The sequence below is a fragment of the Streptomyces sp. DT2A-34 genome, from assembly GCF_030499515.1.
Classification (GTDB): Bacteria; Actinomycetota; Actinomycetes; order Streptomycetales; family Streptomycetaceae; genus Streptomyces.
In genome coordinates, this window is the sequence record NZ_JASTWJ010000001.1 from 6413521 (window position 1) to 6434119 (window position 20599).

Annotated in this window: 17 protein-coding genes, 2 tRNA genes and 1 pseudogene; 8 read left to right on the forward strand and 12 right to left on the reverse strand. The window is 69.8% G+C overall.

What is annotated here, in order from left to right; genetic code table 11:
* Positions 1-5: 5 nt before the first annotated feature.
* The 4 genes from QQM39_RS28760 to QQM39_RS28775 all read right to left on the reverse strand — a co-directional run bounded on the left by QQM39_RS28760 (position 6) and on the right by QQM39_RS28775 (position 5417).
* Positions 6-1943: a kelch motif-containing protein gene (locus QQM39_RS28760; protein ID WP_302000460.1), complete on the reverse strand. Its 1938-nt coding sequence runs from the start codon at positions 1941-1943 to the stop codon at positions 6-8.
* Positions 1940-3940, reverse strand: a complete 2001-nt coding sequence (locus QQM39_RS28765; RefSeq protein WP_302000461.1) for a glycosyltransferase family 2 protein — start codon at positions 3938-3940, stop codon at positions 1940-1942. Before QQM39_RS28765 ends, QQM39_RS28760 begins: the two co-directional genes overlap by 4 nt.
* A 325-nt stretch (positions 3941-4265) precedes the next feature.
* A complete protein-coding gene (locus QQM39_RS28770) occupies positions 4266-4982 on the reverse strand; it encodes a FadR/GntR family transcriptional regulator (protein WP_302000462.1) in 717 nt (238 codons plus the stop codon).
* A 361-nt stretch (positions 4983-5343) separates the two neighbouring features.
* Positions 5344-5417, reverse strand: a tRNA-Lys gene (locus QQM39_RS28775).
* A gap of 185 nt (positions 5418-5602) precedes the next feature.
* Between QQM39_RS28775 and QQM39_RS28780 the strand changes: the two genes are divergently transcribed.
* The 5 genes and pseudogenes from QQM39_RS28780 (at position 5603) to QQM39_RS28800 (ending at position 11404) form a co-directional block, all read left to right on the forward strand.
* Positions 5603-7054, forward strand: coding sequence for a peptidoglycan-binding protein (locus QQM39_RS28780; RefSeq protein ID WP_302000463.1), 1452 nt, complete (start codon positions 5603-5605; stop codon positions 7052-7054).
* A gap of 57 nt (positions 7055-7111) precedes the next feature.
* Positions 7112-8239 (forward strand): SPFH domain-containing protein, encoded by a 1128-nt coding sequence (locus tag QQM39_RS28785; RefSeq protein ID WP_302000464.1) that lies wholly within the window; start codon positions 7112-7114, stop codon positions 8237-8239.
* A gap of 171 nt (positions 8240-8410) precedes the next feature.
* The gene (locus QQM39_RS28790; protein ID WP_302000465.1) at positions 8411-9016 is read left to right on the forward strand and encodes a lytic polysaccharide monooxygenase; all 606 of its coding nucleotides are present in this window, start codon (positions 8411-8413) and stop codon (positions 9014-9016) included.
* 133 nt (positions 9017-9149) lie between these two features.
* Positions 9150-9665 carry a hypothetical protein gene (locus tag QQM39_RS28795; protein WP_302000466.1) on the forward strand — a complete coding sequence of 172 codons (516 nt, stop codon included), beginning with the start codon at positions 9150-9152 and terminating at the stop codon, positions 9663-9665.
* 40 nt (positions 9666-9705) lie between these two features.
* Positions 9706-11404, forward strand: a pseudogene (locus QQM39_RS28800) (AMP-binding protein).
* A 238-nt stretch (positions 11405-11642) separates the two neighbouring features.
* Here the strand turns inward: QQM39_RS28800 and QQM39_RS28805 are convergent.
* The 6 genes from QQM39_RS28805 to ehuB form a co-directional block, all read right to left on the reverse strand.
* Positions 11643-11716: transfer RNA gene (locus tag QQM39_RS28805), tRNA-Lys, on the reverse strand.
* 128 nt (positions 11717-11844) lie between these two features.
* Positions 11845-12603 carry an IclR family transcriptional regulator gene (locus QQM39_RS28810; RefSeq protein ID WP_302000467.1) on the reverse strand — a complete coding sequence of 253 codons (759 nt, stop codon included), beginning with the start codon at positions 12601-12603 and terminating at the stop codon, positions 11845-11847.
* A 174-nt stretch (positions 12604-12777) separates the two neighbouring features.
* Positions 12778-13554 carry an ectoine/hydroxyectoine ABC transporter ATP-binding protein EhuA gene (gene ehuA, locus QQM39_RS28815; protein WP_302000468.1) on the reverse strand — a complete coding sequence of 259 codons (777 nt, stop codon included), beginning with the start codon at positions 13552-13554 and terminating at the stop codon, positions 12778-12780.
* A 10-nt stretch (positions 13555-13564) separates the two neighbouring features.
* Positions 13565-14215: an ectoine/hydroxyectoine ABC transporter permease subunit EhuD gene (gene ehuD / locus QQM39_RS28820; protein WP_302000469.1), complete on the reverse strand. Its 651-nt coding sequence runs from the start codon at positions 14213-14215 to the stop codon at positions 13565-13567.
* Positions 14212-14934, reverse strand: coding sequence for an ectoine/hydroxyectoine ABC transporter permease subunit EhuC (gene ehuC, locus QQM39_RS28825; protein ID WP_302000470.1), 723 nt, complete (start codon positions 14932-14934; stop codon positions 14212-14214). The genes ehuD and ehuC overlap by 4 nt, the downstream gene beginning before the upstream one ends.
* Entirely contained in the window at positions 14931-15863 is a 933-nt protein-coding gene (gene ehuB, locus QQM39_RS28830) for an ectoine/hydroxyectoine ABC transporter substrate-binding protein EhuB (protein ID WP_302000471.1), read from the reverse strand. The genes ehuC and ehuB overlap by 4 nt, the downstream gene beginning before the upstream one ends.
* A 47-nt stretch (positions 15864-15910) precedes the next feature.
* Here ehuB and QQM39_RS28835 point away from each other — a divergent pair, with 47 nt between their 5' ends.
* Entirely contained in the window at positions 15911-16405 is a 495-nt protein-coding gene (locus QQM39_RS28835) for a DUF3830 family protein (protein WP_302000472.1), read from the forward strand.
* Here the strand turns inward: QQM39_RS28835 and QQM39_RS28840 are convergent.
* Together QQM39_RS28840 and QQM39_RS28845 are read right to left on the reverse strand one after the other, a co-directional pair.
* On the reverse strand, positions 16386-17786 hold the full coding sequence (locus tag QQM39_RS28840; RefSeq protein WP_302000473.1) for an amidase: 1401 nt from the start codon (positions 17784-17786) through the stop codon (positions 16386-16388). The two genes, QQM39_RS28835 and QQM39_RS28840, sit on opposite strands and share 20 nt — an antisense overlap.
* Positions 17787-17856: 70 nt before the next feature.
* Positions 17857-18840 carry a D-2-hydroxyacid dehydrogenase gene (locus QQM39_RS28845; RefSeq protein WP_302000474.1) on the reverse strand — a complete coding sequence of 328 codons (984 nt, stop codon included), beginning with the start codon at positions 18838-18840 and terminating at the stop codon, positions 17857-17859.
* A 204-nt stretch (positions 18841-19044) separates the two neighbouring features.
* Here QQM39_RS28845 and QQM39_RS28850 point away from each other — a divergent pair, with 204 nt between their 5' ends.
* A complete protein-coding gene (locus QQM39_RS28850; protein ID WP_302003758.1) occupies positions 19045-19854 on the forward strand; it encodes an aspartate/glutamate racemase family protein in 810 nt (269 codons plus the stop codon).
* 10 nt (positions 19855-19864) lie between these two features.
* Positions 19865-20596, forward strand: a complete 732-nt coding sequence (locus QQM39_RS28855; RefSeq protein WP_302000475.1) for a decarboxylase — start codon at positions 19865-19867, stop codon at positions 20594-20596.
* The last annotated feature ends 3 nt before the right edge of the window (positions 20597-20599 follow it).

Sequence of the window (20599 nt, forward strand, 5' to 3'; positions counted from 1 at the left end):
GAGTGCTACGGCACCCGAACCCACTGCGCCTTCGACGGCGTCCCCTGATCGTCCGTCACGAACACCATGTACCACCCCGACGGAACCAGGTTCCGATTCTTCGGCACGGTCACCGTGATCTTGTCCCCGGACTTCTTGAAGTCCAGCGCCACCGACCGCTGATCCACGTCCGTGACGTGCGTCGACGCGCTCGGCCGGATCAGCCGTACGTTCTGGATGGACGAGGCGTGCTGCGAGGTGAACGTGCCCGTCCCGCCGCGCTGGATGGTCTGCGGGCCGCCCGACAGCGACGGCTGCGCGTCCCGGTACAGATACGGCGGCGTGTAGATCTCGATCCGCTGCTCGAACTTGCCCGGCTTGGTGTTGGCCGCGTCGGCGTACAGCGAGTCCGAGCCGAAGAACATCACGCGGCCGTCGGGCAGCAGGATCGACCCCGAGTGGTAGTTGCGGCCCACCAGCGGGTCGGCGACCTGGTCGAGGGTGTTCGTGTCCGGGTGGTAGATCCGCGCCTGGAGGATGTTGGAGTCCCCGCGCCCCCGGTAGTCCTCGGAACCGCCCGACACCAGCACGGTGTCGTCGGGCAGCACCGACGCCTGCGGATACCGCGTGCCCTTCTCCAGCGACGGCCCGTCCACGAACTTCGGGCTGTCGTCCTTCAGATCGATGAGCCGCGTCTTCTCGCTGGACTCCTTGGACTCGCCGACGCCACCGCCGCCGATCACCATGTACTTCTCGTCCTGCGCCGGCGGCAGCAGCACCGTGCCCGACGTCTCCAGCAGCTTGGGGTCGCTCAGCCCGGGCAGCTTGGTGAACTTGTTGGTGTCGACGTCCCAGATGCCCGGGTCGCGGCCCACGTCGTCAGGACCGTAGCCCGCGTTCGAACCCGAGTAGAAGATCTTGCCGTTCTCCAGCGGGAACAGCGCCGGGTACGTCGGGAACTGGCGCACCTTCGGCGTGTACGTCCACTTCTTGGTCTTCGGGTCGTACACCTCGTTCTTGCCCGGCACCAGCTGCCCGATGTCGTCGAGGCCGGAGACGCTGAGGATCTTGCCGTCGCTCAGGGTGGTGAGCGTCGGGTACCAGCGGGCCTCGTGCATCGGGTCGACCTTGATGTACTTCTCGGCGACCGGGTCGAACTCGTAGGCGTCCCGGATGCCCTGGAAGTCCTTCTTGTCGAGGGCGAGCTTCTGCGCGATGCCGTACGTGTTACGCGCGTCGGCGCCGCTCAGACCCTGGATCCGGTAGTTGTCCTGGGTGCCGGTCTCGTACTTGGCGCCCTTCTTCTGCGCCTCGACGTAGATCCGGCCGAGACCGGGGTCGTTGCGCAGGAACCTGCCGGTCGCCTTGTCGAAGACCTTCTTCGCGCGCGGCACCAGCACCGGGTCCTTGGAGACGAACGTCCTGCCGTTCTCCTTGCCCGTGAACTTGGTGCCCGCGGGCAGCGTGATCGGCTTGTCCGGGTTCTCGTTGTGGACGATCATCAGGCCGCCGGCCTTGGTGACGTCACCCTTGAGCTTCTCGTACCGCTTCGTCCCGCCCGCGATCAGCAGGTTGCCGTTGGACAGCTGGGTGTGGCCGGTGCAGAACAGGTCGTTCGGCGTCGGGACCTTCTTGATCGTGCCCTTGACCGGGTCCCAGATCCGGGTGTCGTACTTCTTCGCGTCGAAGTTGTCCTGATCGTTGCCCGAGCCCGCGATCAGCAGCACCTTGCCGGTGTGCAGGAGCGCCGCGTGGATGGTGTTCTGGCGGTACTCCTCCGGGAAATCGACGATCTCCCACTTGCCGTTCTCGGCTTTGTACTCGGGCTTGTTGATTTGGTACTGGTGGTATTTCTCGGTGCCGACGCGATAGAGCCACGGCCCGTTCATTCCGGCCAGCGCGAGTACCACCGCCGTACCTATCGCGAGTCGACGGGCGCGGCGGCGGCCTGCACGGTCGTTCATTCCTTACGTCCCCCAAGTCCACCAAGGGCGATCTGCATCGTCTGATCGTTACCACTACTGCCAGAGGCGGCCCAACTCGGCTTGTGCTGCGGCGCGTGCGCCGCGTGCGGGGCGTGGGAAGCGTGCTGCGCGGGCAGCGGTTGCGGCTCCGGCTGGTACGCCGCGGGCTGAGCCGGCGTCGGCTGAGCCGGAACGGTCGCCGCGGGCTTCTTCTTCTCCTGCCGCAGCATGTACCGCCAGGCGAAGATCGGCGTCGCGGTGATCAGCATGGCGAACGTCGCCCAGGTGATCATCGCGGGGTGCGCGTGCCCGTACACGAACCCGGCGGTGATGGACGCGCCGAAGATCGCGATGAAGTACCAGTGGTACCGGAAGGTCCCGAACCACCGGTCGGGGCTGGCCGAATCGCCCTTCGGGGTCACCACGAACTTGCTCTTGCGGCGCAGCGCGGAGTCGATCAGCGCCTTCGCGTACAGCGGCGCCGACAGCGCGGACATCACCATGCCGGCCACACCGCCGGAGCCCTCGGGCTCGTGCGGCGAGACGTTGTGGCGGCGGTTCCAGACGTACAGGCCGATCTGGAGCGCGGAGGCGTTGCCGTAGAGCATCAGCCAGATCGTCGGGTCGATGTTCACACCCGAGGCGCCCAGGCCCAGGAACAGCGCACAGCTCAGCGCGGCCAGGATCCAGTTGAGGGCCGACATCGGGTAGAAGATGATCATCATCGTGTAGTTGAAGAGCTTGCTCGGCGGCAGCGAGTACCAGCCCTTCCAGTACTGCTTGAGGATCGTCTCGTACGTCCCTCGCGACCAGCGCATCTGCTGGGTGAAGAAGTCGGTCCAGGCGCTCGGGCCCTCACCTACGGCGAGCACGTCCGGCGTGTACACGGACCGCCACTTCTTGCCCGTCGCCGGGTTCTTGTGGCGGTGGATCTCGAAGCCGGTCGCCATGTCCTCGGTGATCGAGTCGTACAGGCCGCCGATCTGCTTGAGCGCCTTGATGCGTACGGCGTTCGACGTACCCACGAACATCGGGGAGCCGTACTTGTTGCCGGCGCGCTGGATGAGGGCGTGGAAGAGGAACTGCTGCGACTCGGCGGCCTTGGTGACGAAGTTGTCGTAGTTGCCGTAGACCTGCGGGCCGATGACGAAGCCGACGTTCGGGTCGCGGAAGAAGCCGAGCATCCGCTCCAGGTAGTTGGGCAGCGGCACGTGGTCGGTGTCGACCGAGGCGAAGAAGTCGTAGTCGTCGCCGTGGGCGTCGAGCCAGGCGTTGTAGTTGCCGTGCTTGGTCTTGGCGCGGTGCGGGCCCTTGACCTGGTTCCACTTCGCGATGCCCTTGCGGGAGAAGTGGTGCACGCCGAGCCGGGCGCAGACCTCCTTGACCTCCGGGTCGTCGCCCTCGTCGAGCAGCCAGACGTGCATCAGACCCCGGTGGCGCAGCTTGACGGCCGCCTCCAGGGTCTTCGTCACCATCTCCAGCGGCTCCTTGCCGGGCACGAAGGAGGTGAGGAAGGCCACTCTCGTGCCGGTCTCCGGCACCACCGGGATCGGGTCGCGGGCGACCAGCGTGGCGTGCGCGTTGGACAGTACGTTCATGCAGCGGAAGAACTCGATCAGGCCGATCGAGACGAGCATCACGATGTCGAGCGCCGGCAGGAAGTCGAAGGCGGGATAGTCACGTTCGGTCCAGTGCTCGGGCTGCAGCAGCCAGAACAGCAGGACCAGCGAGAGCAGCGGAGCGGCCGCCAGCATCAGGGCGACCCTGATCCGGTGCGGCTCCTGCGATATCAGCGAGCGGTACTGGACCCGGTACGGCTTGTTCGGGTCGGGCTGGGTGAGGGGACCTGCCAGTCGGCTGTAGTGCTCGTAGTCGTACTTCGGCAGCGTCTTCTTGATCCGGCGGAACGCGCCGGTCCGAGTCTGCGAAGGCACCCTGAGCTGAGTTGTCTGAGACGGGTCGTAGTTGTGCCGGGCGCCCGTCGGCGTCGACGTCATGAGTCATCCCCCCACACGCAGGTCACCGCGTGTCTGTCGGTTCCTTTACGACTGCTCCGGTCCCCCTCGACCGTTCACAGGCGTATCAGTGGTGGGCCGCAGTCACCACATCTTCTCCACCATAGACATGGAACAGCGACCTTCCGGTTGCATCATGCCCCCCTCGGCATGCGGTCATGAACCGGGTCCCCTACCTCCCGGAAAAAACCGGCAACCGGCTCCTTGCCCCCCAACTGCCGCGTATCCGCAGCATCTTGAAAAACCAATCACCAGGGTTCTACGTCGTTCCACATGATCGCAAGATGCGAAACGAGGTGTTTACCGGTCATACGCGCTCATTGTGGCACCTGTGGGGGTGTTGTGTACCCGTTGTGGATACGCGGGCGCGGATGTTGCCGAAGTGGTCTCTTATGGCCTCCTCCGCCCGTATCGCATCGCCCGACCGCACCGCGTCCACGATCTCCCGGTGCTGCCGGCAGGTGACCCGCGGATCCTGTGGCGCACCCCCGAGGTCGGTGTGGACGCGGTGGAAGGCGTCCCAGAACGCCTCCATGACCTCGCCCAGCAGCGCGTTGTCCAGCCCTCGGTAGAGAGTGGCGTGAAACGCCCGGTCGGTCTCGGCGATGCCGTCACCGCCGTGCGCCGCCTGCTCTTCCATACGGTCGACCAGCGCGTCCAGTTCAACGAGATCGGCTTCCGGCACCCGCCCCGCGAGCCGCGACACCAGCCCCGTCTCCACGGCCTCCCGCAGCTGCACCAGCTGGAGCAGGGTGTCCTCGCCCCGGTAGTGCCCGGCGACCGTACGGAAGGCGAGGCCCTCGATCATCGGGGCCAGCGACATCGTGCCGACGTAGGTCCCGAACCCGTGCCGGATCTCCACGATGCCCATCGCCTGCAGCCCCTTGAGCGCCTCGCGCACGGAGTTCCGGCTGGCACCGAGATGCGCCATCAGCTCGGGCTCCGTCGGCAGCGGTGCCCCGGAGGCCAGCCGGCGGTCGATGATGAGCTTCTTGATCCGCTCCTGGAGGTCTCGCGCTGCCATGGCCAGAGGGTATCCGGCCAAACACGAGAACGGCCCCTCGCTTGCACGAGGGGCCGTTCTGTCGGTGCGCCGCCAGGGATTCGAGCCCCGGACCCGCTGATGCTGCATTCCCCGGGGGGTAACCCCCGGACCCCCAGCCGCCCCTGCAATGCCGGGGAAACCTCGTCCCAAAGGCGAAGGCCCCCCGCGGTTGCGAGAGGCCTTCACTGTCGGTGCGCCGCCAGGGATTCGAGCCCCGGACCCGCTGATGCTGCATTCCCCGGGGGGTAACCCCCGGACCCCCAGCCGCCCCTGCAATGCCGGGGAAACCTCGTCCCAAAGGCGAAGGCCCCCCGCGGTTGCGAGAGGCCTTCACTGTCGGTGCGCCGCCAGGGACTCGAACCCCGGACCCGCTGATTAAGAGTCAGCTGCTCTAACCAACTGAGCTAGCGGCGCGCGCTGACGGCGTTAACTCTACATGACCTCCGGGCGTGCTCCGGACCGGCGGGCGGGGGCGGTGGAGGGTGGCCGGGGCGGCCGTAAACCATTCGGACCGTCAACATGCGAGTCCGGAAGACAGTTGTGAAACTGACGGTGTGTACAGCCGCGGACATTTCCAACTGGAGTGTGAGGGGAATCGCATGGAGGCTCGGACTCCGGTATTCGAGGAATTCGATCCGGCGAGTGACTGCGACTGCCCCGGATGCGTTCACTGGCGACGTGTTCTGCCGCATTCCACGACCGGCCGCCACCCTGCGGCGCACCGGGCGCTGATTCTCGCCGCAGCCGCCTCCGCCACCCTCGCCGTCGGTCACACCGCCCCGGCCCTCGCCGCCCCCCACGCCCCCGACCGTCCGGGCGTTCCCGCAGGTGACGAGCCCGCGACGCCCCAGGGCGGCAAGGCTCCGCTGCACGGCCCGGGCGGCAAGCCGGCCAAGCCGGGCGGCGTGGTCGAGACGCCCGCGACGAGCCGCGCGGAGATCATCAGGCGGGCCAAGAAATGGGTCGCCGCGCGGGTGCCGTACAGCATGTCCAAGTACTGGTCGGACGGCTACCGGCAGGACTGCTCCGGCTTCGTCTCGATGGCCTGGAAGCTGCCCGGGAACGAATGGACCGGCAGCCTCGACCAGTACGGCGTACGCATCTCGAAGGAGGACCTTCAGCCCGGTGACATTCTGCTGTTCCACAATCCGGCGGACCCCGAGAAAGGGTCGCACGTCGTTATTTTCGGCGGCTGGACGGACTACACGCACAGCTACTACATCGCCTACGAGGCGACCCGCCCGCAGGTCCGCCGGCAGGCCACCCCGTACGCCTACTGGAGTCACTCCGACCGCTATCTGGCCTACCGGTACAAGGGACTCGTGGGCGGCGCGACCGGTGGAAAACCGGACACCGGGCGGCCGGAGGGCGGGCGGCCGGAGGGCGGGCGACCGGGCGGTGGGCAGCCGGACACCGCCGAACCGGAGGGCCCCAAGCGCGGGGCGCCCTACCCGGGACGGGCGTATTTCGGCCCCGGGGCCAACAACAAGTACGTCACCCAGCTGGGCCGCATGCTCGTCGAGCGCGGCGCCGGCCGGTACTACACGGCGGGGCCGGGGCCGCGTTGGTCGGACACGGACCGCAGGGCCACGCAGGCCTTCCAGCTGGCGCAGGGCTGGCGGGGCCGGGACGCGGACGGGTTCCCGGGGCCGCGGACCTGGGCGCTGCTGGTGACGGGCAAGGGCAAGAACATCCAGGCGACGTGGCCGGGCGGGCACGGTGCCCCCGCGTCGCCGGCATCGCACGCGTCGCCGGCATCGCACGCGTCGACGGCATCGCACGCGTCGACGGCGTCACCCGCGTCGCACGGGGTGCCGGGCTATCCGGGTCGGGCGATGTTCCGGCCGGGCGTCAGCAACAAGTACGTCACCCGGCTCGGAGAGCAGCTGGTGAAGAAGGGGTTCGGCAGGCACTACAAGACCGGGCCGGGACCGCGCTGGGGCGAGGCGGACCGGCGCGGCGTCGAGGCGTTCCAGCGTGCCCAGGGCTGGCGGGGCGGCGCGGCGGACGGCTATCCGGGGCCGGAGACCTGGCGGCGGCTCTTCTCGTAACCCGACATCGCGACGCTCACCGTTGTGACGCATCTGGCGCGGAGGCTGGAGGCACGCATGACCACGACCACTTCACCCACACCCGAGCCCGAGGGGCTCGCGGGGCCGGCCGAGGGGCCTGCCCGGCCCACCCGGCTGATCCAGAACGAGGGGACCACTGAGATCCCCGTCCATCTGCTGTTCCGTGACGGCCCCGACCCGGTGTCCGTGCCGCTCCGGCCGACGGTCGTGGCGCGTCGGCAGGGCACGGGGGAGCAGCCGCGCCTGCGCCGCCCGGTGCAGCCGAAGCCGCCCCCCGCGCCGGAGGTCGACCCCGAGCTGGTGGAGCGGCCGGGGCGGGTGCTGCCCGGGGTGGCCGGGGTGTTCGCCGGGGCCTGCGGGGCGGGGGGATGCCTGGCCACCTCGTGGTGGGCCGGGGTGCTGCCGCCGCTGGTGGTGGAGGCGCTGCGGCTGCCGGCGTCCGCGGCTGGGCTGGGGCCCGCGCAGTGGGCGGCGTACACGGGGGCCGGGGCCCTCGGGCTCGTCGGCCTCGGCGGGCTGGCGCGGGGGCGGACCGGGCGGGCCTGGGTGCTCGGGCTCTTCGGCGGCTACCGGGGGACGGTCCGGCGCACTGGTCTGCTGTGGGTCAACCCGCTGCTGCTGCGCCGCCGGGTCGACGTACGGCTGCGGCACTGGCGGAGCGAGCCGATGCCGGCGGCCGACGGCAACGGGGTCGCGCTGCGGGTGGTCGTACTGGTGGTGTGGCGGGTGCGGGACACCGCGCGGGCGGCGCTCGGGGTGGACGACCACGAGACATATCTGCGTGAGTGCGTCGAGGCGGCGCTGGCCCGGGTGCCGGTGGAGATGCCGGGTGCCTCGCGGGGGTCCGTCGAGATGGCCGGGGATGCGTTGACCCGGCTGGTGACGCGGGACGCGGAGGCGGTCGGGGTCGAGGTGTTCTCGGTACGGCCGGTGCGGGTGGAGTACGCCCCCGAGGTCGCCGCCGCCATGCACCGCCGCCGTATCGCCGCGCTGGACGCGCAGCACCGGGCGACCGTGCTCACCTCGGTCGTCGACTCGGTGGAGGACACGGTGACCCGGCTGACCGTGCGGGGCCTGGTCGAGCTCGACGACTACGAACGCAAGGCGCTGGTCAAGGACTTGACGGTGGCGTTCTGCGCGGGACGGGGAGAGGCGACCCCCTGACGGAGCCCCTGGCGGACCCCATGACGGGCCCCTGGCGACCCGTCGAACAAGCCCCTTGATTGGTATGGACATGTCTTTGATATGGACACTGTCAACGATCAGCAATAATCTGGCACTTGGTCTAAACCTGCAAGCTCACCGAACTTCCCCCACGTTCCCAGGAGCCGCAGCATGCGCAGAAAGACCAAGCTGTACGCCGCCGCACTCGGACTCACCACGGCCGGGGCCCTCGTGCTCTCCGCCGGAGGCGCGAGCAGCCACGGCTACACCGACCTCCCCATCAGCCGGCAGAAGCTCTGTCAGAACGGCACCGTGACCAACTGCGGCTCGATCCAGTGGGAGCCGCAGAGCGTCGAGGGCCCGAAGGGCTTCCCGGGCTCAGGACCGTCCGACGGTCAGATATGCAACGCGGGACTGGGTCAGTTCGCCCAGCTCAGCGCCCCGAGGACGCCGTCCGGCGGTGCCTGGCCCGCCACCAAGGTGACCGGCGGTCAGAGCTACACGTTCCGCTGGCAGTTCACGGCCATGCATGCCACGACCGACTTCAAGTACTACGTCACCAAGCCGGGCTGGAACCAGAACCACAACCTGGCCCGCTCCGACCTCAACCTCACCCCGTTCCTGACCGTCCCGTACGGCGGCCAGCGACCCCCGTCCACGCTCTCCCACAGCGGCACCCTGCCGTCCGGGCTGAGCGGCCGTCACGTCATCCTCGCGGTGTGGACGGTCCACGACACCGGCAACGCGTTCTACGCGTGCTCGGACGTCACGTTCTGAGCGTTCTGGGCGTTCCGAGCGGCCTGAACGCTCTGATCCGGCTCCGGATCTCTGAGCGTTACTTGAGACAAGTGTGCTTCCCCCGAGGGTAGGTTCCCCACGACCAGCAGTACCTGACCTCGGGGGAAGCGCCATGGATTTCTTCTTCTACGCCGTGCCCGGCCTCATCCTGGCCGTCGTCCTCTTCGGCGGGTACCGCGTGGTGCGCCGCTCGCTGCAGATCCGCCGGGCCTGGAACAGCGGGCTGACGGCTGAGGCGCGCTGTCTGCGGATGTTCACGACGACCCATGGGGGCGGCAACGACACGTCCGTGAGCACCACGCTGCACCACGTCTACGAGTTCACCGCGCGCGACGGCCGCCTCGTCCGCTTCGAGGAGGAGGGTGGCCCGGCGACGACGATCGAGGGCGACATCGTCACCGTCCACTACGCCGAGGGGCACGAGGTCGTCGCCACGGCCAAGTCCCCGGGCCGCGCCGGGCTGGCGGCGTCCACCATCGCCATCCTGGCGTTCCTCGGGGTGATCGCGGTGTTCTGCGTCGGCTTCATGGTCACGTACAGCCAGGTGTTCGACGGCTTCGGCTTCGGCGAGGACGGGGTCGACACCACCGACACCGTCGTCGTCGACGGGGTCACGATCACCCCGTGACCCTCCCCATCTGACGCTCCATCAACTACCGTGCGCCGCCATGGAGTCCAACAGGCGTACGGTCGCGGAACTCGTCGCCGGCCGGTGGGACGACCACCGGCCCGGGCTGTGGTTTCGAGGGCAGACGCTCACCCATCACCAGGTGGCGGCGGGTGCCGCGGCCCGGGCCGCACTGCTGGCCGACCTGGCGCCGCCCCGCTCGCACGTCGGGGTGCTGCTCGACAACACGCCCGAGTACCCCCTGTGGCTGAGCGCGGCGGCCCTCGCCCGCGCCGCCGTCGCCGGTACCAATCCGACCCGCCGCGGCCCCGAACTGGCCCGCGACATCCTGCACACCGAGTGCCGGATCCTGGTCACCGAGCGGGCCCACCTGCCTCTCCTGACCGGCCTCGACCTGCCCGGCGTGCGCCTGCTGCTGACCGGCACGGCGGAGTACGACGCCCTGCTCGCGCCGTACGCCGACGCCCGGCCCGATGCCGACCGTGCCACCCCGCACGACCGGCTCCTGCTCTACTTCACCTCCGGCTCGACCGGCGCCCCCAAGGCCGCGATCTGCACCCAGGGGCGGCTGGCGGCGGCCGGGCGTTCACTGGCCGGGCAGTTCGGTGTCCGCCCCGATGACGTGCACTACATCTGCATGCCGATGTTCCACGGCAACGCGGTGATCGCCGACTGGGCACCCGCCCTGGCGGCCGGCGCGGGCGTGGCGCTGCGGCGGCGGTTCTCGGCGTCGGGGTTCCTGGCCGACGTACGGCGATATCGGGCGACGTACTTCACCTACGTGGGCCGGGCGATCCAGTACCTCCTCGCCACCGAGCCGCGCCCCGACGACGGGCCCACACTCCCCCACTCTCGGCTTCGCTCGAGCGGGGGGACCCCCAGCGGCTCGGCTTCGGCACCGAGGCGGGCGCCGTGGACGCCGCCGCCTTCGAGCGGCGGTTCGGGGTGCGGCTGGTGGAGGGGTACGGCTCGTCGGAGGGCGGGGCGGCCGTGCAGTGGTCGCCGGGGACGCCCGCGGGGGCCGTGGGGCGGGCGGCGCCCGGGCTCGTCGTACTCGATCCGGAGACCGGTGCGGAGTGTCCGTCGGCCGTCTTCGACGCGGGCGGGCGGCTGGTCAACGGGGACGAGGCCATCGGGGAGCTGGTCAACCGGGGGCCGAACCCCTTCGAGGGCTACTGGCGCAATCCGGAGGCGGAGGCGGCGCGGCGGCGGGAGGGCTGGTACTGGACGGGGGATCTGTTCTGCCGGGACGCCGACGGCTATCTGTACTTCGCGGGGCGCGGCGACGACCGGCTCCGGGTCGACGGGGAGAACCTGTCCGCCGCGATGATCGAGAACATCCTCGACCGGTACGAGGGAGCGGCGGCCGTCGCCGTGTACGCGGTGCCGGATCCGGTGACCGGGGACCAGGTCATGGCGACGGTCGCGGGGGACTTCGATCCGGACGGCTTCGCCGGGTTCCTGCAGGCCCAGCCCGATCTGGGGACGAAGATGGCGCCCCGGTTCGTGCGGGTGGTGGAGCGGATGCCGGTGACCGCCACGAACAAGATCCAGCGGGCGGCGCTGAGGCGGGAGGGGCTGCGGTGCGCCGATCCGGTGTGGTGGCGGCCGGCCGGGGAGCGGGCGTACCGGAGGCTGACCGAGGCGGACGTCCTGGCATACGTCGAAGGGCCTCTCGCTCCCACGAGAGGCCTTCACTGTCTGTGCGCCGCCAGGGACTCGAACCCCGGACCCGCTGATGCTGCGTTTCCCGGGGGATGACCCCGGACCCCCAGCCGCCTTGCCGGGCCCGTCTCAAACGCGAAGGCCCCTCGCTCCCACGAGAGGCCTTCACTGTCTGTGCGCCGCCAGGGACTCGAACCCCGGACCCGCTGATGCTGCGTTTCCCGGGGGATGACCCCCGGACCCCCAGCCGCCTTGCCGGGCCCGTCTCAAAGGCGAAGGCCCCTCGCTCCCACGAGAGGCCTTCACTGTCTGTGCGCCGCCAGGGACTCGAACCCCGGACCCGCTGATTAAGAGTCAGCTGCTCTAACCAACTGAGCTAGCGGCGCATGACTCCCGCCGACCGCGTTCCCAGGGGGTTCGCGGCTGGCGACGAAGAAAATACTACCTGGTCCACGAGGGTGCTTCCGACCACCCCGGACCAGGCCCGGGAAGCGCCGACAGCACCCCTAGGGCCCTAGATCGCCAGCGACAGCAGCACCGGTGCCGCGTTCCGGTTCAGGGCGTCCGCCGCCTGGCGCAGCCGGTGGGCGTGCTCTACCGGGAGCGACAGGGCCAGGCAGCCGACCGACGATCCGGCCGTGATCGGGACCGCCGCGCACACCGTGCCCACCGCGTACTCCTGGAGGTCGAGGTGCGGGACCGTCGGCGGCTGGGACTCCAGTCGGGAGAGCAGGACCTTGTCGTTGGTGATCGTGCGCGAGGTGAGCCGGGCCATCTTGTGGCGGGAGAGATGGTCGCGCCGGCCTTTGTGGTCGAGCTGCCCGAGCAGGCTCTTGCCGATCGCGGTGGCGTGGGCGGAGAAGCGGAAGTCGACCCACTCGTTGACCACGGGGGTGCCCGGGCCGGCGGCGTACTGGTCGATCTTGACCTCCCCGTCGATGTACCGGCTGATGTAGACGGCGGCACCGACCGAGTCGCGCAGCCGGTCCAGGGTGCGCTGGAGGTTCTCGCGCAGGGCCTGGTCGCGGCCCTGCGCGGAACCGAGGCGGTTCAGGGCGTCGCCGGTGACGTACGCCCCGTCGGCGACCTGCTCGACGTAGCCCTCGCGGCGCAGCATCCGCAGGAGGCTGGTCAGGCGCTCCATGCCGATGCGGGTGCGCCGGGCGAGCTCGGTGTCGGTGACTCCGGTGGTGTGCCGCGCCACGGTCTCCAGGACGCGTAGGGCGTCCTGGGCCGAGTGGTACGGCGTCGTCGGCTCGTGCTGCAGCGCCACGGTTCCCCCTGCGGTCGCACGTCGCTTCTCAATGGGGCAGGTTCGAGTCAGCCAATCCCCTTCACGATAACGGGCAAGAGGCCTGTAGTGAGCGGTTGTTGTCGAGATTGCGACGCCCTCAACTGCGGTACCAGCCCATTGGCATATGCCGCAGTCATGAGCCGCCTTCCCAAGTCACAGCACAGCGCTGAGAAACTCCCGTGTGCGGTCGTTCTCGGGGTCGTTGAAGATCTTCTCCGGTGAGCCGGACTCGATGACCCGGCCGGAGTCGAACATCAGGACCTGGTCCGAGATGTCCCGGGCGAAATTCATCTCGTGGGTCACACAGAGCATCGTGATGTCGGTGGTGCGGGCGATGTCCCGCAGCACGTCCAGGACGCCCGCGACCAGCTCCGGGTCCAGCGCCGAGGTCACCTCGTCCAGCAGCAGCACCTGCGGCCGCATCGCCAGCGCCCGCGCGATCGCCACCCGCTGCTGCTGGCCGCCGGACAGCTGGGTCGGGCGGGCGTCGCACTTGTCGGCGAGGCCCACCAGGTCCAGCAGCTCACGGGCGCGTGCCTCCGCCTCGTCCTTGGACATGCCGAGGACGGTGACCGGGGCCTCGGTGATGTTGCGCAGCACCGACATGTTCGGGAACAGGTTGAACTGCTGGAAGACCATGCCGATCTTCTTGCGGACCTCGCGGATCCGCTTCTCCGGCGCCGGGAAGAGCTGGTCCCCGGCGACGGTGATCGTGCCCTCGTCCGGCTTGAGCAGGGTCATCAGCATGCGCAGGATCGTCGTCTTGCCGGAGCCGGACGGGCCGATCAGGGTGACGTGCTTGCCGGACTCGACGGAGAAGTCGAGCCGGTCGAGGACCGTGTTGGACCCGAAGCGCTTGGTGACGTTCTCGAAGCGGATCAGTTCGCTGCCGTCCACCGGCGGGTTGGCGCTCGCGTCGGGTTCTTTCATCAAAGGCGTGTCAGCGGACAAGGCGTCGCTCCAGGGCTCGTACGAGAAGGGAGGCCGGGTAGGCGATGAAGACGAAGGCCACCCCGATGACCGTCAGGGGCTCGGTGAACTGGAAGTTCTCCTGTGCGAACAGCCGCGCCTCGCCGAGCATCTCCATGACCGTGATCGTCATCAGGATCGGGGTGTCCTTGAGCATCGCGATGACGTAGTTGCCGAGCGCCGGGACGACCCGGCGGATCGCCTGCGGCAGGATCACCACGGTCCAGGTGCGCCGCACCGGCAGGTTCAGCGCGGTCGCCGCCTCCCACTGGCCGGCGGGGACCGCGTCGATGCCGGCCCGGTAGACCTGCATCGTGTACGTCGAGTAGTGCAGCCCGATCGCGCAGATGCCCGTGGTCAGCGCCGACCACGTCAGGCCCCACTCGGGCAGCACGTAGAAGAAGAAGAAAAGCTGCACCAGCAGCGGGGTGTTGCGGATGAACTCCGTGACCACCCCGACCGGCCAGCGCACCCAGCGGGTCGGCGTGCGCATCAGCAGCGCCCACACCAGGCCCAGCGCGAAGGAGATCAGCGAGCCGAGGGCCAGGATCTGCAGCGTGAGCAGCAGTCCGTCCCAAAAGCGCGGCATGAAGTCGGCGACAGCGCCCCAGTCCCAGGTCATCCGAGAGCACCTCCCGCGCCCACACCGGTCGTCTCCGGACGGCGCAGCTCCTGCTCGGGCGTCCGCCCGACCGGCTTGCCCAGCCCTGCCTTGAGTTTGCGTTCCAGTCCGCGCATCCCCCGCGTGAGCAGGAAGGCGATGACGAAGTAGATCAGCAGGACGTACGTGTAGATCTCCGTGCTCTCCTGCAGCGCGAGCCGCACCAGGTTGGCGCTGAAGGCCAGGTCGCCCATGCCCATGACGGACACCAGCGCGGTGCCCTTGAGCAGCTCGATCAGCAGGTTGGAGAACGGCGGGATCATCTCCGGCACCGCCTGCGGCAGCAGGACCAGCCGCATCCGCTGCCAGGGCGTGAAGCTGAGCGCGATCCCGCCCTCCTTCTGCGCCGGGTCGACCGAGTTCAGCGCGCCGCGCACGATCTCGGCGCCGTACGCCCCGTAGGTCAGTCCGAGCGCGAGGGTGCCGGCCCACAGCGGGACCAGCTGCCAGCCGAACGCGACCGGCAGCACGAAGAACACCCAGAAGATCATGATCAGGGCGGAGGTCCCGCGGAACACCTCGGTGTAGAAGCCCGCGAGGAAGCGGACGATCCACAGCCGGTGCGTGCGGGCCATGCCGACCCCGAAGGCGACCGCCGCGGCCACCAGTGCGCTCAGTACCAGCAGCTGGACGGTGACCCAGATGCCTTGAAGTACGAGTTCCCAGAGTCCCGAGGTCATCCGCCCGTCCCCCCTGCGCACAGCTCCTTCGCGGTGAGGTCGGTCATCTCGGCCTTGGTGAAGCCGAAGGGCCGAAGGATGCGGAACAACTCGCCGCTCTTCTTGAGCTTGTGCAGCTCGACGTTGAAGGCGTCCCGCAATGTGGTCTCGGTCGGCCGGAAGGCGAAAGCGCCGCCGTCGACATGCGGTTTGCCGTCGACGAGGGGCGCGAAGGCCTTGGTGGCCTCCGCCTTGGCCGACTTCTTGACGACCTCGCGGGCGGTCAGCGCCGTACCGGCGAAGACGTCCACGCGCCCCGCCTCGACGGCGTTCAGCCCCGCGACCTGATCCGGGACGATGAGGATGTCGCTCTCCGTGTACCCCGCCTCGACGGCGTACTGGATCTCGGCATAGCCGGTCCCGGTGGCGAACTTGGCCTTCTTCTCGACGACGTCCTTGTAGTCGTGCAGGCCCTTCGGATTGCCCTTGCGCACGATGAAGGCATCGAGCATCTGATAGTCGGGGTCGGAGAAGATGACCTGCTCACAGCGCTCGGGATTGACGTACATCCCGGCGGCGACGACGTCGAACTGCTGCGAGTTCAGCCCGGGTATCAGCGACCCGAACTCGGTGGGCACCGGCTGCACCCGGTCCACGCCGAGCCGTTTGAAGATGACCTTCGCCAGCTCCGGCGCCTCACCGGTGAGTTCACCGTTCTTGTCGATGTACCCGAAGGGAATCTCACCCGCGATCCCGAGCCGCACCACGCCGGCGGCGCGCAGCCGGTCGAGCAGCTCGCCACCCTCCTTCGTGGAGGCCGTGGCCACGCGTGAGCAGCCTGCCGCGCCCAGCGCGCCGAGCGCCGCCACCCCCGCGAGCAGCGACCGGCGTGTAGGGGTGCCCGATCTGTGTCCGACATGTGTTTCGACATGTTCCAGTGGTGGAGCCATGGCGGCGCGGCTACCCGAGACCATGCGATGTATGCACCCTGGAATGCATGACTGAACGGTTCATCGAGGTGTCACTGGTCAAGCGGGGAATCCACTGCACGGCCAAACTCCTGGACGACCGCGCCCCGCTCACCTGCGCGGCCGTCTGGGACGCCCTGCCCCTGACCAGCGACGTCTACCACGCCAAATACGCCCGCAACGAGATCTACGCCCTCTTCCCGCCCTTCGCGGAAACGGAGCCGCCCCTGGAAAACCCGACCGTCACCCCCATCCCCGGAGATCTCTGCTATTTCGCCTTCGCGGGCACGGAGCTGGGCACCAAGTCCTACGGCTACGACCGTGAGGTCCGCCCCGGCACGACGGTGGTCGACCTGGCCCTGTTCTACGAGCGCAACAACCTGCTCCTGAACGGCGACGTGGGCTGGGTGCCCGGCATCGTCTGGGGCCAGGTCGTGGCGGGGCTGGAGGAGATGGCCCAGGGCTGCAACGACCTGTGGCGGTCGGGGGCGCTGGGGGAGTCGCTCAGCTTCCGGAGGGTGTGAGCCCGGCGATTCCGGCCTCGTAGAGCGCGTGCGCCGCCCGCAGCACCAGATCGTCCCGGTGCCGGGCGGCCACGAGTTGGAGGCCGATCGGCAGACCGTCCCCGTCCGTGCCGACAGGGACGGTGGCCGCCGGCTGCTGGGTCAGGTTGAAGGGGTAGGTGAACGGCGTCCAGCCGGTCCAGCGGCGGTGGCCCGAGCCCTTGGGGACCTCCGTGCCCGCCTCGAAGGCCGTGAGGGGGAGGGTCGGGGTGACGAGGAGGTCGTACGTGTCGTGGAAACGGCCCATACGGCGGCCGAGTTCCATGCGGACGTCCACCGCGGCCAGATAGTCGAGCGCGGTGAGACGGGCGCCGGCGTCGCAGATCTCCCGCAGGCCCGGGTCGAGCGACTCCCGCTGGTGCGGCCCGAGATGCTGGATCACCCGGGCCGCCCCCGTGAACCACAGGGCATGGAAGGCGTCCACCGGCTCGGTGAAGTCGGGGTCGGTCTCCTCGACGTACGCGCCAAGACCCGCCAGCCGCTCCACCGCCCGCCGTACCGCCGCCGCGACCGCCGGACGCACCGCCACCTGGCCGCCGAGGGAGGGGGAGTAGGCGACGCGCAGGCCGTGCACGCCGCCGGTCAGGCCCGACGCGTAGGAACCGGGTGCCGGCGGGAGCGCCGACCAGTCGCGGGAGTCGGGGCTGCCGATGACGTCGAGGAGCAGGGCCGCGTCGGCCGCGTCGCGGGTCATCGGGCCGACGTGCGCCAGGGTGCCGAAGGCGCTCGCGGGGTACAGCGGGACACGGCCGTACGTCGGTTTCAGGCCGAAGATGCCGCAGAACGCCGCCGGGATACGGACACTGCCGCCGCCGTCCGTGCCGAGGGCCAGCGGCCCCGCGCCGAGCGCCACGGCCGCCGCCGCGCCGCCGCTGGAGCCGCCCGCGGTGCGGGTCGGGTCGTACGGGTTGCGGGTGACGCCGGACAGGGGCGAGTCGGTGACGCCCTTCCAGCCGAACTCGGGGGTGGTCGTCTTGCCGAGGAAGACGGCGCCGTGCGCGCGCAGCCGGGCCACCGAGGGGGCGTCCTCGTCCCAACTGCCCTTCTCGGAGATGGTTTTCGAGCCCTTGAGTGTCGGGGCTCCGCGCATCAGCAGGATGTCCTTCACCGTGACCGGAACGCCGTCGAGCAGGCCCGACGGTTCGCCGCGCCGCCAGCGCCCGGCGGACTCGCCGGCCCGCGCGAGGGCCTCGTCGGCGGTGAGGCGGACGAAGGCGTTGACCTCCGGCTGGATCCGCTCGGCCCGCTCCAGGGTCGCGCGGGTGGCGTCGACGGGGCTGAACTCTCCTTTGCGGTAGCCGTCGAGGAGTTGTACGGCCGTCAGTTCGGTGAGATCCGTCATGCGTCCTCCAGGCTCGAATTCGCGATAAACCATGAGAATCCGTGTGAATCCGTGAGAATCCGCAGGGAGTTCAGCGTCCCGGTACGTACCCGCGCTGCTTGTCGACCACGTTCAGCAGCGGCCTGCCCGCCTCCCATCGCTCGTACAACTCCACGAACTGACGGCCCAGTTCATCCCGCCAGCCGACCGTGTCCCCGCTCATGTGCGGCGAGACGATCAGACCCGGCGCCCGCCACAACGGGTTGTCGGCGGTGAGGGGTTCGTGCTCGAAGACATCCAGCGCCGCCCCCGCGATCCAGCGCTTGGCGAGGGCCTCGGCCAGCGCGTCCTCGACGACGAGCTGCCCGCGCCCGACGTTGATGAACCGGGCCGACGGCTGCATCACGCCGAAGCGGCGGGCGTCGAACATGCCGTACGTCTGCTCGGTGAGCGGCGCGGCCGCGATCACCCAGTCGGCGCGGGCGATCAGCCGGTCGAGGTCGTCGGGGCCGTGGATACCGGTGCGCGGGGTCCGGCCGACCAGCGCGGTGGTGATGCCGAGGGCCTTGAGCGTGCGGGCGATCGTACGCCCGATGGGGCCGGATCCGACCACGCACGCGCGCGTGCCCGCGACCCGCTGCCCCTCGCGGTGCCGCCACTCCCGGGAGCGCTGCAACTCCAGCGTCCTCGGCAGGTCCTTCGCCATCGCCAGCACCAGCGCGGCGACGTACTCGGCGATCGGCTGGTCGAAGACCCCGCGCGCGTTCGTCACCACCGTGTCCGACGCGGTGAGCTCCGGGCACATCAGATGGTCCACACCCGCGCTCGCGGTGTGCACCCAGCGCGGCCGGGGGCCGACGCCGGGCCAGGCGTGGCGTACGGCGTGCGAGGTGAAGTCCCAGACCAGCAGGACGTCGGCGCGTGGCAGGCGCTCGGCGAGGGTCGACTCGTCCGCGTGCTCGACACGGGCGCGGCCGGTGAGGCGGCCGAGGCGGGGGAGGGGGTCGGCGTCGAGGACCAGGAGCGTGGGCGGGGCGTCGGAGGCGGGCGGCGGACCGGGGGTGGCAGCGGTCATGCGGGTCGTCTCTCCGGGGGTGCGGGGGTCGTCTTTTCGGGGGTGCGCGGGGCCGTTTCTCGGGGTTCTACTGGAAGTGATGGCCGTCTGACATGCGAGGTTTGACCACGCTCGCACCCGAACCTACCTTCGTCAACACGGGCGTACGTACGGTCCGTTGCTCACCTGTTTCTCGTAGTGAGGACGGTGCCAGCCATGAGCGCCATGGACATCTCCTTCCTCGGCGGCCCCCGCCCCCAGCGCGGCGTCGGAGTCATCGCCCCCTTCGACTTCGCGCTGGACCGGGAACTGTGGCGCTGGGTGCCGGACGAGGTCTCGCTGCATCTGACCCGGACGCCGTTCGTCCCGGTCGAGGTCAGCCTGGACCTCGCCCGCCTGGTCAGTGAACACGAGACGCTCGGCGACGGCGTCCGCACCTTGACGGCGGTAGCGCCCGAGGTCGTCGCCTACGCCTGCACCTCCGGCAGCTTCGTCGGCGGCATCGCGGGCGAACGGGCGATGTGCGAGGCGATGACACGGGCGGGCGCGATACCCGCGGTCACCACGTCCGGGGCGCTCCTGGAGGCGCTGGCCGAGCTCGGCATACGGCGGGTGGCCCTCGTGACGCCGTACACCGTGTCGGTGACGCGGGCCCTCGAGGAGTACGTGGCGGAGGCGGGGGCCGTGGTGACGGGGTGCGCGTTCATGGGGCTGACGCGGCATATCTGGAAGGTGCCGTACCGCGATGTGGCGGACATGGCGCGCAGGGCCGTACGCCGCCATGCAGACGCCCTGTTCATCAGCTGCACCAACCTCCCCACCTACGACGTCATCCCCCAACTGGAGGCGGAGCTGCGCATCCCGGTCCTCTCGGCCAACCAGGTGACGATGTGGGCTGCGCTGCGCAGGCTGGGTACTCGCGCCGTGGGGCCCTATCAGGCGCTGATCGATCCGGCGGCGCGGATCGACCCGGCGGCCCGGAGCGGGCCCGTGCTTCCGGACGTGCCGGATGTTCCCGAACAGGAACAGCAGTAGAAAGGCTGACATGACCGCACTCGGATTTCTGTACCCGGGCCACTCCGCCGAGGACGACTATCCACGCATCGAGCAGCTGCTCGCCAGCGACATCCGGCTCGACCTGGTGCACACCGACATCGGCGAGGACGCACACCGGGTGGACGCGCTGCGTCGGATGGGCGCGGCCGAGCGCCTCGCCGAGGGCGTGGAGGCACTGCGGCTGACGGGCGCCGAGGCGGTGGTGTGGGCGTGCACGTCCGGCAGCTTCGTCTACGGCTGGGAGGGCGCCCACGAGCAGGTGCGTTCCCTCGCCCGCGCGGCCGGGATGCCGGCGTCGTCGACGTCCTTCGCCTTCGTGCACGCGGCGCGGGAGCTCGGGGTGCGGCGGGTGGCGGTCGGGGCGACGTATCCGGACGACGTGGCGGGGCTCTTCGCCCAGTTCCTGACGGCCGGGGGCGTCGAGGTGGCCGCGGTGCGCGACTCCGGGATCATCACCGCCGCGGAGGTCGGGACCTGGGGCGAGGCCGAGGTGTTCGCGCTGGCCAAGGAGGCGAACACCGGGGACGCGGAGGCCGTGCTCCTGCCGGACACGGCACTGCACACGGCGGCCCACATCCCGGCCCTGGAGGCCGAACTCGGCAAGCCGGTCCTCACGGCGAACCAGGTCACGGTCTGGGAGGCCCTGCGCCTGGCGGACCGCCGGGTGAACGCGCCGGCACTGGGGGCGCTGTTCACGCGGGAGCCGATCGTGCAGGTGTGATCC